The following is a 14,511-nucleotide window of genomic DNA, read 5'->3' as shown; positions in this document are numbered from 1 at the left end:
CGCAGTTGGCGCTGGATAGGCGGGGCAGGAAGTCTACTCCGGCGCCGTGGCGTGGGGTGATGGGCGTGGGCGTGGCACATCGCAAGGGGTCATACAGGGCGCGCCGGTTCCTCTTCCCAGTCCCGCCACGCGACGTCGTGGCTGCGCAGGTAGGCCTTCACCGCCTCGCCCACGGTCGGGTGAAAAGTCTCGGCGCCAAAGCGGGCGAACAGGCCGAAGCGCTTGAGCTTGTCCTTGACCGGGTCCTTCATCTCGGCAAAACACAACTCGATGCCCTGCGCCTGCAGGCTGTCGTCCAGTTCGGCAACGATATCGGCGGCGGTCACGTCCACGCTGGTCACGGGTTCGGCCGCGACCACGACCCACTGCACGGCCGTGGGCGAATCCGCCACCGCCGCCAGCACCCGGTCACGGAACAGTTCCGCATTGGCAAAAAAGAGCGGCGCGTCCCAGCGGAACAGGACCAGACCGGGCACGCGGTGCGCCTGTGGATAGCGGCCGGTGTCGTGATAGCCCTTGAGCCCGTCCACCCGCCCCAGCACCGCGGAATGCGGCCGCCAGCCGTCCCACAGGAACTCGATCACCGCAATGCCCACGGCGATGCCGATGCCGGGAATGGCGCCGAACACCGCCACGCCCGCGAAGCACACGAGCGACAGCCAGAACTCCCAGGGCTGGATGCGGTGGATGCGGCGCAGATCGGCGATCACGATGAGGCCCAGCGCCGCCGCAATGACCACTGCCGCCAGCGCCGCGCTCGGCAAGTGCCGCAGCAGGTTCGGCGCCGCCACCAGCAGCACCGCAATCGCGATGGCCCCCACCACGCCGGTGAGTTGCGTGCGCGAGCCTGCCGCCTCGGCCACCGGCGTGCGCGAGGCACTGCTGCTGATCGGAAAGCCCTGGAAGAAGCCAGCCGCGAAGTTGGCAGCGCCCAGGCCCACCATCTCCTGGTTCGGATCCACGCGGGTCTGCATCCGCGCCGCATAGACGCGCGACAGCACGCTCGTGTCCGCGAAGGCGACCAGCGCCACGGCCAGCCCGCCCAGCAACACCGGCTGAAGATCCGCCATGCTCACGAGCGGCAGCGAAGGCGCCGGCAGGCCCTGCGGCAACGGGCCGAGCACCGCAACGCCGAAGCGCTCGAGGCCGAACAAGCCGACCGCGAGCGTCGCCGCCACCACGCCCACCAGCACGGCCGGAACGCGCGGCACCCTTTGCAGCAGCAGGATGAGCGCCAGCGTCGCGCCGCCAATCGCCAGGCTCGGGCCGTGCGTCTTGCCGGCCAGCACGCCCTCCCCCAGGGCCCACGCCTGCCGCAACGGCCCTTCGCCTTCCACCTTGAAGCCGAAGAGCTTGGGCAACTGGCTCAGCAACACCGTGAGCGCGATGCCGTTCATGTAGCCGTAGCGGATCGGCTTGGACAGCAGCTCGGTCACGAAGCCCAGCCGCGCGAATCCCGCCGCGATGCACACCACGCCGGAGACGACGGCCATCGCGCTCGCCAGCGCGATGGCACGCCCCGGATCACCCGCCGACAGCGGCAGCACCACCGACAGGATCACCGCCGCCAGCGCGGAATCCGGGCCCAGCACCAGGATGCGGCTGGGCCCGAACAGCGCGTAGACCAGCAGCGGCACGATGGTCGCGTAAAGGCCGTAGATGCCGCCCACGCCCGATGCCTCGGCATAGGCGATGCCCACGGGCACCAGCATCGTGGTGAGCACCAGGCCGGCGACGATGTCGTGGCGCAGCCAGGCGGGGTCGTAGGCACGCAACATTTGCAAGCCCGGAAACCACCGGAGCCACGTTGCTTCACTGCCGCCCAAGCGTCCTGTGGTGCCGCTCATGAATCGCCCTGGCTACTTCGCAGGCGCCCTGGATCGGCGTTGCGCGTCGCTGCGCTTCAATGCCAGGTAGGTGGCCAGGTCAGTCTCGTGCAACTGCTTCGGGTACTTCTCGGTTGCCGCGAACCACGCCTTCTGCCGGGCCACCGATTGCGCCTCGGCGCCCTGGCCGGGCGTTCCGGCACCCAGGTACGCATCGACCGCGAGGAAGTAGCGCATGGCATTGCGTTCGACCAGGCCGGCCGTCCCCCGCACATACTCGGGTTCGCCATTGGGCAGCTTTCCCGTGACGGTGAAGCCCACCTTGTTTCGCCCGAAAGTGGCGAGGTAAGCCTGCGTCGCCTTGCGCGCCACGGTGCCATCGTCGTACTTGTAGGAGAAGTGAAGAAAGCTCTTGCGCGCATCCAGCGCAACGGCCTCGAGGACGATGAGGTAGTTGCTCGTACCGAACGGCCCTTCCCCGGCGGTGAGCGTCGCCTCGAGGTGGTCGGCGGCGCGATCGACAACCTTGTAGGTGAAGGGCAGTTGGAATGCGTCGTCGACGGGCTTGTCGAACTTGCGCACCACGCTCAGCGTGATCATCTCGCCAGCCCCGTTGCGGGAAACCCGGCAATCACGGTTGTTCAGATGCAGCAGCAGCGCATCGCACCAGTGCGACGCCGTGCCAAACGCAGCGATCACGGATGACATGGGATGGTTGACGACGGCATAGACGTCGCCCTTGAGCCCATCGGAGGTCTCGGACGACGACAGTTGCAGCGGGCGCCGCAATGGACTGCTGGCCAGCGCGCCTTGCATCTGTTGGTAGGTCGCCCGCATTTCAGGTGCCGTCGAAGCCCATGCGCCGCCGCCCGGACCCACTGAGCACAGGGCAGCGAACAGGCAGGCCCGCCATGGCGAGCGGCGCATCGTTGAAGACCAGAAGCCTTGTCTCGTCATCGTTCGGGGCATGTGCCGCATTTGACACGCCCACGCTAGCTCGCGCCAGTGAAAGCTGCCTGAACGGTGCGACCCGCATCAAAGACGACGTGGGGATGGCTCTCGCGGCTGACCAGGAAGTGCGCAACCATGACGTCCCCGGTGGCCATGGGTGTTGCGTGCATCTGGAACCAACGCATCTCGTTGGGCGCGTGGCACGGGTATTCGCAGGTGAACACCGTGCGGCGGCGCCTGGCCACATCCTCGAGTCCTTCGACGACGTGCAGCGCCGACTTGTCTGCACCGGCGCTGCGGCGGCAAACCTCAAGGTAGTTCACCCCCGGACCGACCAGGGCGGCGCCGGGGTTTCCGTTGCGCTCGGCAAAGTCGGTCCATGCACGATTGACGAAGCGGATCACGCCGTGCTGATCCACGATGGCCACGTTGCCCGCCAGCGCATCGATGACGTCCTGCAGCGCCCGGTGGCTCGCATGGCTCAGGAGCCTTGGCAGTGCGTGGGCTTCGTCAAGCGCATCGTGCACCAGGGCGTGATCCGGCTTGTCGTCCCCCGGCGGCGCTTCGCCAAGAGCGTTGGCCAGGGGTATGAGGACTTCCAGGACGGTGCCGCCTTCGGGCGTGCTGCGGATATTCAGGATTCCGTCATGCGCACGCACCCGTTCCCGCATCCCCAGGATGCCGAAGGATTGCGGCTCACGCCTGGCGTCAGGGTCCATGCCCCGGCCGTCGTCGCTGACGCGAAGCGAGACGGACGGTCCGGGCTCAAGCGCCAAACGGATGTTTGCCTGGCTCGCGTCGGAGTGCTTGGCAATGTTGTTGAGTGCCTCCTGCGCGATGCGGTACAGGCACAGTGCGATCGCCGGCGTCGGCGCCAATTCATCGGACACTTCTTCGGGTGCGTCGATGGCGCAGGCCACGCGGTGCTTCTGGATGAACTGGGCCACCAGCAATTCCAGCGATGGCAGCAGCCCCAAGTCGTCCAGCATGGGTGGACGCAAGTCGTTGACGACGCGGCGCGTCGACACCACCGCCTGCTCGGCAAGGCTGTCCGCGCCTTGCAGCAGCGCCCGCAGGTCCGGCGCGCGGGCGCCGAAGCGATCGCCGATGGCGCGCAGGTCCATGCGGATGGCGGCCAGCGTCTGCTGCAAGTCGTCGTGCAGTTCGCGCGCAATGCGCCTGCGTTCTTCTTCCTGGACGTGATCCTTTGATGCGATGAGCTGTTGCAGCGCGACGTGGGAAGACTCCAGGTCCGCCTGCACCTGGCGGATCGCTGAAACGTCGCGGCCCGTCACCACGGCGCCGACGATGGCGCCTTCCTTCGACTTGATGGGGGCGAAGCTGAAGCTGCCGATCCATGTCTCGCCGCTGTCCTTGCGTCGAAGCCGGTATTCGACGCCGGTCGCCGTCTCCCCGCGCAGCGCCCTGGCGGCGGGCCATTGTTCCTGCGGCAATGGATGGCCGTCGGGCGTGAAGCCGTCCAGCGTCGCCGCGTACTCCGACAGGGTCGTCTTGCAGGCCGCCCTGTCGGCAAAGCGGTTGAAGGTCACGAAGGCGTCGTTGAACTCGATGAAGCGGCCCTGCGCATCGGTGATGAACACGGCGTCACTCATGCTCGACAGCGCTGCCTTCAGTTTCGAGGCGCCGGTGCGAAGGGCTTGCTCGGTCTGGCGGCGTTCGCTCACGTCCCGCAGGATCACCGTGTACAGCACACCACCGGCAACGGACGCGCGGGAGATGGCCGCCTCGATCGGGAACTCGACGCCATCCGCGCGCAGGGCCGAGACGTCCCGCTGAAGCGCCATGGGGCGTGCAGTGACCGGGTCACCGCCAAACGCAGCCACGTCGCGCCGGTGGCTTTCGCGAAAGCGTGCGGGTATGAAGCGATCCAGCGGCGCACCGATCAGGGCGTCCATCGTGCAACGCAGCATCCTTGCCGCCGCCGGGTTGGCATGCACGATGACCTGGTGCTCATCGGTCGTGAGGATGGCATCCACGGCCGACTCGAAGATGCCGCGCAAACGCGCTTCGCTCAAGGCGCGCGCGTCGAGGATCCGGTTCATCTCCCGCGCAACGGACTCGACTTCAGCCGGGCCGCTGACCTTGGCGCGGACGCCCTGCTTGCCGGCCGCGATCTCCGCGGCCGTCTCCCGCAGTTGAGCGATGGGACGGGCGATGGCCGCGCTCAGTCGCCACGCCAGCGCGAACGCGAAAAGGCACAGTGCCAGCGCCACGCCGACGATCCTGCGAAGGGCGGCGTTGTAGTCCGCGAGGACTTGGGCCTCGGGCAAGCTGGCCGCCACGCGCCAGTCCACGCCTGGCAGGGTCTCGAAGGCCACCAGCCTTGGCACCCCATCCACCCCTGTCAGGGAGAAGTGGCCTTGCCGCGCGCCCCTCGCCGGGTCCACGTCGGCGCCTGGAAGGCGAGCGCCAACGAATTCCTGCGCTCTCGTCGAGCGAAGCAGGAGGGTTCTTGTCCGATCGAGGACCGTGACGACGGCGTCCCCGGGCGTCGAGGCAAGCAACTGTTGGCTGAGCTCCAGCAAGTCCACGGCCATGATCAGCAGGCCGGTCTGCGCCCCTGACTCATCGCGAATGGGAACGCTCAGCGCTGCGAACTTCAAGCCCGTGCGCTCGTCCACGAGCAGGTTGCTCGCCCCGAAGGCGCCGTCGGGCGAGGCCGGCCGGGCCCAGCTGGCGTCGGAGAGCGTGCGGACAGGTTGCGAGCCCACCTCGTAGCGGCAAACGATGTTGCCCCGCGCGTCACGAACCGCGTAGCCCAGCGTGGCCGCGCCGGCCGCCAGGTACTCGCCGACCAGCGGATCGCATCGCTGCGGATCCAGGGCCTTGACCAGGGGCCGTGCTGACAGTTGCTCGAGCGCGGCCCGGGACTGGTCCAGCACGCGCTGGAGGTCCGCGGCCGTCCCCGTGGCGAGGATCCGGACCTTTTCCTGCGCGACGTCCTGCTCCCGCCGCGCGTCGGCGACAAGCATCCACCCCAGGAACGCCGCAACGGGGAGCAGGACCTGCGCCAGCAGCAGGACGATCCGCTGGCGGATCGACAGGTTCTCAAGCCATGAAGCCAGGAAATGCATGGGGGTGAATTTGGACTCAAAAACATGCAGCTTTCAAGGCAGGACTTGAGCAAGCGCATCTCGGGGCTGCCAAGCCTGAGGCAATATGAATGGAGTACAACGTACACGAGGCCGGAAGTGAGAGTGCTATTGGTCGACGACTCCGCGTCAATACAGCAGAGCTTTGGCGCCCTGCTGGCGACTGCGCCGGGCGTTGAGGTTGTCGGCTACGCGCAAGACTTCGAGACGGCCCGGGAATCGATCGCTTCCAGGCACCCGGACCTGATCGTGCTGGATGCCAAGCTGCGCGGGCGTGACCGGGGGCTGGACGTGATGCGCCATGTCAGGCAGCACTACCCCGACATCAAGGTCATCATTCTTTCCCAGTACGGCTGGGCTTCCATGCGCAAGGTCCACCTGGAAGGCGGCGCCCTGGCCTACTTCGACAAGGGCCTGGAGTTTCAGCAGGCGCGGGACTGGATCGCCGAACTTGCCAGTGCCCACAATGCGAAGGACACCAGCCCGAAGGAGCGCTGAGAGCCTGTCAGGCCAGCGCCACAGCCCGTGCGGGCCGCGGGGCATCCAGGATGCCGAGATGTGCCTTGGCCGGCACGCGCGTTCCCTGCGCGAACCGGTGCAGCGCAGCGAGGTCGCGGATCTCGACCTTGCGTTGATCCACCTCGATCAGGCCCAAGTCGGACAGCACGGTGAATGAGCGGCTGATGGTCTCGTGCGCAACGCCGAGGTAGCTTCCGATGTCGCGGCGAGTCATCTGCAGGCGAAGGCCTTTTCCCGCCTGGCCACTCGCGGCAAGCCGCTGCGACAGGTGGATCAGGAACCTCGCCAGCCGCACTTCCGCCGCCACGGCAGCCATCATGTCGGCCAGGCGCGTCAGGTCGATCATGGCGTTGCTCACCGCCCGCATCACGCCCCGGTCGAATGCCGCATGGCTTTGCGCCAGTGCAAAGAAGTCGGGCAACGCGATGCCGAAGACGTTTGAATCTTCCAGGGCAACCGCAGCCACCAGGTGCCGATCGCCGGCCAGGGCGTCGCATCCGATCAGGTCGCCGCGATGCATGAAGCCGACGACCTGCTCATAGCCATCTTCCGCCGTGCGGAAGGCCTTGAACGATCCCGAGCGAACCACATGGATGGACGCGGCCAGCGCGCCTTCGAAGATCAGCGTCTCGCCAGCGGCCAGGCGGCGCGCGGTCAACGGTCTGGCTGGCAGCTGCTCGCCGTGCGCCAACGGTACGCCGATGAGGTCGAACATCTCGTGCAAGCCCGACGCTTCGCGCTGCTCGTTGGCAGCGCTGCACATCATGCGGTTGGCAGTGAAAAACGGCTGCGAATCATGCAGGGGCGCGGTGTTCATGGCGAAGTTCCCGAGTTGCAACGGCGCCGGAAGGTTGGCGGCGGCGCAAGGTTGCGCGCAAGCCGGCTTTTCGAACATCGGCTTTTCGCCCCGCGGCGTTTCGGACTTGCCTTCAGGGCATCGGCTTTATCCCAGCACCGGATTAGGAATATTCCGAATCGCCGCGACCGGTCTGTGACTTCTGCAACAAAGCTTGATTTTTGTCAGAAGCCGCATGACCATGGCTTTCCACGCGGCGGCAACTCTACATATGACACGCGGCACGAGTTCAGTTGGGGGTTACAAGTCCAGGCGTTCCATGGGGGCGGCATGAGTGCCCTTCCCTTGGCCACGCCCGAGCCCGCGCTGCGGGTGCTTCTGGTCGACGATCACGCGATCGTCCGGGAGGGCTTGATGCGCTTGCTCGATGGCCCGGCGAACCGTTGGGAACTGGCCGAGGCCGTCACCGGCTTCCAGGCGCTTGAAATGCTGCGGCAAAGTCGCTTCGACCTCGCGCTTGTCGATCTTTCGATGCCGGGCATGACCGGACTGGAATTGGTGCGGCGCATCAAGACCGAATTCTCCGGCGTGCGCGTGCTGGTCCTGAGCATGCATTCGGAGGAGCAGTACGCCATCCGGGCCTTCAAGGCCGGCGCCGATGGCTATGTCACCAAGGACCTTGCCGCGATCGAGCTGGTGAGTGCGGTCAACAAGGTGGCGGCAGGCGGGGCCTATGTGACGCCGAGCCTTGCGGAACACGCGGTGCGGCAACTCAATGGAAGCGCTGAAGCGCCGCGGCATGCGCAACTCACCAACCGCGAGTTCGACATCTTGCGCCGGGTCGCTGCGGGACAACGCCTCACCGAGATCGGCGATGCGCTTCACCTGTCGGTGAAGACCGTGAGCACGCACAAGACGCGCATTCTTGAGAAGTTGCAAATCTCAAGCACTGCGGAGTTGATTCGGTACGCGCTGGAAAACAGCATCGCGTGAGTGGGCCTGCGGGCGGACGCGAAGTCGTTGGCCCACACCCCCACCCACAAGGAGGGGGTGGTGCCGGCAGCAAGCGGGCAAAATCTTCGACGTAACTCCGCAGCCTTCGCGCAAGCATTTCGCGATGAAGGACATTCCCGCACGCTGCCTCAAACGCCTGCGCGCCTGGTGTGCGAAAGGAATTTGAGGACGACCGGGCGCTCGACAGGCTGGGCCCTTCATGCAGCGCGCATGACTCAACCCGTCCGCGGTGATCCTTGTTCTTGAGAACAGGCCGACCAACCACCATGACGACGCATGACACTGAATATCCGATGCGCCTTCACGGCACCCACGAAAGCGCGCTGTCAGGCCGCAACTGTCTGAGAAACTGATGAACCCCGAAAGGAGTCCCGTGCAAACGGTCCGCACGCCAGGCGTAAGCGTCTCGCCGACCGTGGCCCCTCGACCGTCCCTTGAGGATCTTGCTCGCCTGTCGGTGTATCTGCCGGCAAAGCTGAACGGCCACGACAACGCGTCGTCGTTTTTGGAGGAAGTTGCGCGTGCAGCGCTGGAGGCACGCGAGACGTGCTCCCGACTGGCACCGAAAGAAGTGCGCGGCGCGCTGGGCGAGCTTGCTGGTGCCGCCAGCGCCTTCAGGACTGCCCTGGGCGTTCTGCGTGAACCGGAAATCGAAAAGCGGCTGAGACTGCATCTCGATGCATCGGCTGAATTGGTCGACCGCTTGCGTGCCGACATGGACGCCCTGATGTCGGGCTGCGAAAGCGCCGTGAAATCATTGGAGGGCCCAAGCGCCACGCAGCCAGGCACGCAAGCGGCCCGGGGGCTGGTCGTTCGAGTCGCCATGGCGCATCTGAGGTGCTTCAAATCGCTCCCCGCGCAGCACAGTTGGTTCGGAAGCGCCTTTATGCCCAATCTCGGTCGAATGATCGGAATCACTGTCGACTCCGATGTCGTCGTCGAGATGCTCGAACTTCTGGAGCAAGAGACCTGACATCGTCCGAGCCGATGAGCCTCAACATGGCGCGTCAGCCAACGTCTTTTCCACAAGATCGAATGATGGAGGACGCCTTCGCCGATCGCTCGCGAGGTCAGGCCAACGGCATCGTGCGGATCTCGTCGGCCACTTCGAGTTTTGCTTCGGTGGCGGCCAGCACCTGCTCGACGCTGACGCCGGGTGCCGTTTCAAGCAGCACCAAACGTCCGTCCCGTTGCTCGATGACCGCCAACTCCGTGACCACCAGGTCTACCGGCCTTGCCGAAGTCAGGGGCAGCGCACAGCGCTGGACGATCTTGGCCTGGCCCTTGGCGCTGTGCTGCATGGCAACCACCACGCGCTTCGCGCCGGTCACGAGGTCCATGGCCCCACCCATGCCTGGCACCATCTTGCCGGGAATCATCCAGTTGGCGAGCAGCCCTTGCGCATCCACCTGCAGGCCGCCGAGCACGGTCATGTCGACGTGGCCGCCACGAATGAGACCAAACGAGATTGCGCTGTCGAAAGTGCAGGCACCGGGAATCGCGGTGACCGGACGTCCGCCGGCATCGGTGAGCCGCGCCTGCACCATCGCGCCGTCCGCAATGGGCCCGGTGCCGATCAGCCCGTTCTCGGACTGGAAGTACACGTGCATGCCCTGCGGCACGTAGTTCGCCACCATCGTTGGAATGCCGATGCCCAGGTTGACCAGCATGCCGTCCCTGAGCTCAAGGGCGATGCGCCGCGCGATCACAGTCTGCGCTTCCATGGTCAGTTCCTCCCGACGAGGTAGTCCACCAGCACGGCGGGCGTGACGACATGGTCGGGCGAGATCATTCCTACCGGCACGATCTGCTCGACTTCGGCCACGACCGTCTTGCCAGCCATCGCGATGACCGGGTTGAAATTGCGCGCCGTGAGGGCGTAGATGAGATTGCCGAGGTAGTCGGACATGAAGGCCTGCACCAGCGCGAAGTCGGCATGCAGCGCAGTTTCGAGCAGGTAGAGCCGCCCCTGGACCTCGAGCTTCTGCTTGCCCTCCTCGACCACGGTGCCGATGCCGGTGGGGGTCAGCACGCCGCCGAGGCCGTGGCCGGCCGCACGGATCCGTTCGATGAGCGTTCCTTGGGGAACCAGTTCGACTTCGAGCTCGCCGGCAAGCATCTGCCGCTGCGTTTCCGGGTTCAGGCCGATGTGGCTGGCAATCACCTTGCGCACCACCTTCGCGGTGACCAGCTTGCCGATGCCCACGCCCGGCAGCGCGGTGTCGTTGGCGATCACGGTGAGATCGCGCCGCCCCTGGCGCACCAGCTCATCGATCATGCGCTCTGGCGACCCCACGCCCATGAAGCCCCCGACCATCAGGCTCGCTCCGTCAGGGATCAGAGCGACTGCCTCTTCCGCGCTCGTCGTGTGCATGCCCAACCTCCTGTGCCCGTGGCGCAGATTCAGTGGCGGCGGACTTGCCGTGCCAAGTCTTCTGCAAGGGCAAATTCTAGGGGCAGCGTCGGGATCTGCAGCGGCGTAAAAGTGTCTGTATCGATATGCAACGCGCTTGGGACCGAAGATGCGCGTGAGCAAAATGACCTTGGAAGGCCGCGTGGTGCTGCGCCTGACTGAGCAACCTTGGGTCGCACCTTTCTTCGTCCATCAATCCGTGGACTCATTCAAGGGAACGGGCCCCGAAGGGCCCGCTCTTGTCCTCCGTGAAAGGGATCAGAAGATTGACTTGTTGCCGATCCTCAGGTCCTGGACCCACACGTGCTTCGCCGTGGTGTTCGCGCTATTGCCCAGCATGAACATGACGGCCGGCGTCTTGGCCGTCGTTGGATCCGCAGCGCTGGGGTTCGGCCAGTTGTAGATGCAGGCGTTCGGGTATTCGGCGATGAGCGCTCCCAGGGTGGCAGCGGTTGGCGCGCCGTTGGGCGGCAACACTTGCGTGGAGCCATCCCTTGCGCGGATCGGCGTACCCCAACTGGTGGATTTCCAGCTTGGGCTGTCGATCGTCGCGGTGTACGTCACGTAGCCGTTGGCGTCCGGTACCGAGGCGTTCATGTCCGCCAGGTTGGTGATCAGGTTGTTCCAGGCGGCGCCATCGCATTCCTTGCTGATGGAGTACGTCACGTACGGCAGGCCCGCGCCGGTCTCACCCGTGCCGTCGTCCTTTGACTTGAAGCGGATGCCCCCGAATTCGGACAGCTTCACGCCATGCAGGAAGTCCATGCCCAGGGTGGCGCGGTTGCCCTTGATGCCGGTGTTCGAACTGGGCGTGTTCGCGGGGCCGCCCTTGAGGGTCTCGAACTTCAAGGCGGCAACGCCATGGTCTTGTTGCACGGTGACGGATGCCAGGTTGTCCGAGAACGGCGTCGCACATGCGGGCAGATCGGTGCCAGCGCGGCTGCAGTCGGCGTCTTTCCAGGTGGCCTTGGCAACCGGAACGGTCACGGTGACCTGCGGGCTGTTGAAGCTTCCATCATTCACGACCAGGGCAAAAACGTAGTCGCCCGCCAGATCTGCCTTGAAAGTGGGCTTGGCCTGGGTGTTGACGCTCAACGTCGCTGCGCTGCCGGCCGGGGCGATTTGAATCGTCCACGCAAAAGTCAGCGTGTCGCCGTCCACGTCGGCGCTTGCGCTGCCATCCAGCGTGAACGCCTTGCCGGTGATGGCGCCTTGTACCGCGGCGACGCTGGCGACCGGTGCGGTGTTGGTCTTGGGCGCAGATGGTTCAGGGTTGGATTTTTCCGGTGCACCGGGCTCCGGTGTGGCGCTTATGGGGCCGTTGGAACCCCCGGGCGCGGCGGCGTCAGGCCCGCTCCCGCTGTTGGTGCTTATGGGGCCGCCGGAACCCGCGGGCGCGGCGGCGTCAGACCCGCCCCCGCCGCAAGCGGCGAGCAGGGCTGAAATGGCGATGGAGGCAATGGCGGTCTTGTTCATGCGTGTGTCCGTTTGGCAGGTTATCTGGCGCACATTCGCCTCGCATCGAAACTGGAGTCGAGGTCGGAGCGCCAGGTTTTGTGGCTTCTTTCCCTTCAGAAGTTGGAGCCACGTTGGTAGTTTCGGATTTGCGGGAAATTGGGTCTACTTGATAGTTCGTAGAACAGGTATTCACATGATCAATCTCAGAAGCGTCGATCTGAATCTGCTGCCCATCTTTGAAGCGGTGTATGAAGAGAGAAACCTGTCGAGTGCGGCCCTGCGCCTGGCGATGAGCCAGCCCGCTGTCAGCAATGCCGTGGCGCGCTTGCGCTCCGTGTTCAACGACGAGCTTTTTGTGCGCCACGGGCGAGGCGTATTCCTGACGCCGACTGCGGACGCGATCTACGCGAAGCTGCACGAAGCCCTGGGCACGGTTCGCGACTCGGTCTCCGGCGCCCGGGGCTTCGACCCGAAGACATCGACAAGATCATTCTTCGTCAGCGTGCCGCACCCCTTGGGCCCCATGATTGCCCTGCACCTGCGAGCGCAACTGGCAGTGGCCGCGCCCGGGGTCGAGATGTCGTTCAGCACACGATCGCGGCCCGTCGAGCAAGAGCAAGCATTGCTGGAGGGTCGATTCGACGCAACGGTCGATTGGCTGGCCCCGCGGCGAAGCCGGTTCAATGAAATCGCGCTTTTTGAAGACGCCCTCGTCGCGGTGGCGCGACAGGGTCACCCTGCGATCCGGAAGGCTCGTACGGAGGACGAGTTGAGTGCGTGGGAGTTCGTTGCCTTGCGCCGCCGTATCGAGGGCGAAAGCCCTGTGCCCGCCCTCCAGGATTGGTCGCGACTGAAGCTGAACACGGCGCTCGAAGTGTCGGAGTTTCTCGAAGTCCTGGTGATTGCCAGCCAATCAGACCTCGTGGGCGTGATACCTCAGAGCATGCTGAAACTGGCACGCGACTCTTTTCAACTTCGGGCACTACCCGCTGCGGTCACTGCCAGGACGATACCCATCATGCTCTTCTGGGCCACGAACAAGACAGCCGATCCAGCGCAGGTGTTCATTCGAAAGCACATCGAGCTGGCATCACGCGCTGTCATGGGACGCAACTTGCGTTGACCACTTGCACCCTTGGGTCGCGCCGGTCGTTGCCAGGCAAGCGGCGAAGAGCCGGAAGTTCCCGAAGCTGTTTGCATCCAGGATCATTTCGGCTTTCTGGTGCAACTTCAAAGTGGCAATATCGGCAAGAGCGGCGGCGTCCGCAGGGGAGTCAGCATTCGCCGAATCTCCAACCCAAAGCACGGAGATCCGGATGAGACAGCTCAAGATCATGGCGCACATCTCGCTGGACGGTGTGATCCAGGCTTCCGGCGAAGACGATTTCCCCTACGCCGAGTGGACCGCGCCCTATCGCACCCCCGCTGGCCGCGATGAACTCCTCGCCGCGCATGGCGGGCGCTTCGATCTCCTGCTCGGCCGTCGCACCTACGACATGTGGTCGGACTTCTGGCCAAAGGCACCCGGCAGTCCGATGGCGGACGCCCTGAACGCGGCTGTCAAATATGTGGTGACCCACCGTCCGGAAAGTCTTGAATGGGGCCCGTTCGAGGTCCTTGGATCGAACTTCGTCGAGGGCATTCGCCGCATCAAGTCGCAGGCTGGCCCCGGGCTCATCCTCTGGGGTAGTTCCACGTTGACATCGACGCTGCTTGAGCATGGGCTTGCGGATGAAGTCCTGCTGGTCGTCTATCCGGTGTTGCTCGGCACCGGGAAGCGCTTCTTTGCACAGGGATCCCCGGCGTGCTCCCTCGAACTGGTCAGCACGAAAGCCATGCCGTCCGGCGTTATCCTCAATGCCTACAAGGTCGCCGGGCGTCTGAAGGGGTCATCAGGCGACGCGAAGTCATCTTGAAGGCCGTCGCTCACCAGAGGTTCTTGCCGTCGATCACTTTGACGGGCGCAGTCGCCCAGGTGCAGCGGGTGAGCTCGGCCGGCAACTCTGTTGCCGGGTCTCTCAGCGCGGGTTGCCCAGCTCCACGACCGGCGTAAAGCCGCCGAAGATCATCCGCATGCCGTCGAAGGGCATGGGGTTGACCTTGGGATCGAGGCGCGGGTCCTTCATGACCTTGTCCATCGCGGCATCGCGCGTCGCTTTGTCCGGCCATTCGATCCACGAGAAGACGACGGTTTCGTCGTCCTTCGCCTGCACCGCGCGCTGAAAGTCGGTTTGCTTGCCGGCCTTGACATCGACCCCCCAGCACTCAAGAACACGTGTCGCGCCGTTCTCGATGAAGACCACGTCACCCATTTTGGCGTGCTCGATGAACTTGTCCTTGTTGGCCGTTGGCACTGCGATGACGAACCCGTCTATGTATGCCATCTCTGGAGCTCCTTGAAAGATGAAGCCGATGCTCCCC

The 14,511-nt window shown here is 65.1% G+C and carries 13 protein-coding genes; 5 read left to right on the top strand and 8 right to left on the bottom strand.

Features of this window, described 5'->3' with window-relative positions:
• Positions 1 to 89: 89 nt before the first annotated feature.
• The 3 genes from QTI66_RS01530 to QTI66_RS01520 form a co-directional block, all read right to left on the bottom strand.
• On the bottom strand, positions 90 to 1,847 hold the full coding sequence (locus tag QTI66_RS01530) for a SulP family inorganic anion transporter (RefSeq protein ID WP_286557004.1): 1,758 nt from the start codon (positions 1,845 to 1,847) through the stop codon (positions 90 to 92).
• A 12-nt stretch (positions 1,848 to 1,859) separates the two neighbouring features.
• Positions 1,860 to 2,663: a hypothetical protein gene (locus QTI66_RS01525; RefSeq protein WP_286557002.1), complete on the bottom strand. Its 804-nt coding sequence runs from the start codon at positions 2,661 to 2,663 to the stop codon at positions 1,860 to 1,862.
• A 155-nt stretch (positions 2,664 to 2,818) separates the two neighbouring features.
• A complete protein-coding gene (locus QTI66_RS01520; protein ID WP_286557001.1) occupies positions 2,819 to 5,872 on the bottom strand; it encodes a PAS domain S-box protein in 3,054 nt (1,017 codons plus the stop codon).
• A 117-nt stretch (positions 5,873 to 5,989) separates the two neighbouring features.
• Between QTI66_RS01520 and QTI66_RS01515 the strand changes: the two genes are divergently transcribed.
• Positions 5,990 to 6,388, top strand: a complete 399-nt coding sequence (locus QTI66_RS01515; RefSeq protein WP_286557000.1) for a response regulator — start codon at positions 5,990 to 5,992, stop codon at positions 6,386 to 6,388.
• Positions 6,389 to 6,395: 7 nt separating this feature from the next.
• Here QTI66_RS01515 and QTI66_RS01510 read toward each other — a convergent pair whose 3' ends face one another.
• Positions 6,396 to 7,226, bottom strand: coding sequence for a Crp/Fnr family transcriptional regulator (locus tag QTI66_RS01510; RefSeq protein ID WP_286556998.1), 831 nt, complete (start codon positions 7,224 to 7,226; stop codon positions 6,396 to 6,398).
• Here QTI66_RS01510 and QTI66_RS01505 point away from each other — a divergent pair.
• Both QTI66_RS01505 and QTI66_RS01500 read left to right on the top strand, forming a co-directional pair.
• Entirely contained in the window at positions 7,206 to 8,198 is a 993-nt protein-coding gene (locus QTI66_RS01505) for a response regulator (protein WP_286556997.1), read from the top strand. The two genes, QTI66_RS01510 and QTI66_RS01505, sit on opposite strands and share 21 nt — an antisense overlap.
• Before the next feature lie 373 nt (positions 8,199 to 8,571).
• Positions 8,572 to 9,192, top strand: a complete 621-nt coding sequence (locus QTI66_RS01500; RefSeq protein ID WP_286556996.1) for a hypothetical protein — start codon at positions 8,572 to 8,574, stop codon at positions 9,190 to 9,192.
• Between the two features lie 97 nt (positions 9,193 to 9,289).
• Here QTI66_RS01500 and QTI66_RS01495 read toward each other — a convergent pair whose 3' ends face one another.
• From QTI66_RS01495 to QTI66_RS01485, 3 genes are all read right to left on the bottom strand, one after another.
• Positions 9,290 to 9,943 (bottom strand): 3-oxoacid CoA-transferase subunit B, encoded by a 654-nt coding sequence (locus QTI66_RS01495; RefSeq protein ID WP_286556994.1) that lies wholly within the window; start codon positions 9,941 to 9,943, stop codon positions 9,290 to 9,292.
• A 2-nt stretch (positions 9,944 to 9,945) separates the two neighbouring features.
• On the bottom strand, positions 9,946 to 10,593 hold the full coding sequence (locus QTI66_RS01490) for a CoA transferase subunit A (RefSeq protein ID WP_286556993.1): 648 nt from the start codon (positions 10,591 to 10,593) through the stop codon (positions 9,946 to 9,948).
• Positions 10,594 to 10,890: 297 nt separating this feature from the next.
• Positions 10,891 to 12,108 (bottom strand): PKD domain-containing protein, encoded by a 1,218-nt coding sequence (locus QTI66_RS01485; protein ID WP_286556991.1) that lies wholly within the window; start codon positions 12,106 to 12,108, stop codon positions 10,891 to 10,893.
• Between QTI66_RS01485 and QTI66_RS01480 the strand changes: the two genes are divergently transcribed.
• Positions 12,092 to 13,213 (top strand): LysR family transcriptional regulator, encoded by a 1,122-nt coding sequence (locus QTI66_RS01480; RefSeq protein ID WP_286556990.1) that lies wholly within the window; start codon positions 12,092 to 12,094, stop codon positions 13,211 to 13,213. The two genes, QTI66_RS01485 and QTI66_RS01480, sit on opposite strands and share 17 nt — an antisense overlap.
• Before the next feature lie 193 nt (positions 13,214 to 13,406).
• Positions 13,407 to 14,006 carry a dihydrofolate reductase family protein gene (locus tag QTI66_RS01475; RefSeq protein WP_286556989.1) on the top strand — a complete coding sequence of 200 codons (600 nt, stop codon included), beginning with the start codon at positions 13,407 to 13,409 and terminating at the stop codon, positions 14,004 to 14,006.
• A gap of 102 nt (positions 14,007 to 14,108) precedes the next feature.
• On the opposite strand, the gene QTI66_RS01470 is transcribed toward QTI66_RS01475, so the two are convergent.
• The gene (locus QTI66_RS01470) at positions 14,109 to 14,474 is read right to left on the bottom strand and encodes a DUF1428 domain-containing protein (RefSeq protein ID WP_286557791.1); all 366 of its coding nucleotides are present in this window, start codon (positions 14,472 to 14,474) and stop codon (positions 14,109 to 14,111) included.
• Positions 14,475 to 14,511 lie beyond the last annotated feature (37 nt).

The organism is Variovorax brevis, assembly GCF_030317105.1.
In the GTDB taxonomy this organism is placed as follows: domain Bacteria; phylum Pseudomonadota; class Gammaproteobacteria; order Burkholderiales; family Burkholderiaceae_C; genus Variovorax; species Variovorax brevis.
The sequence above is the reverse complement of the archived record's forward strand: the minus strand, read 5'-3'. Positions and strand labels throughout refer to the sequence as shown.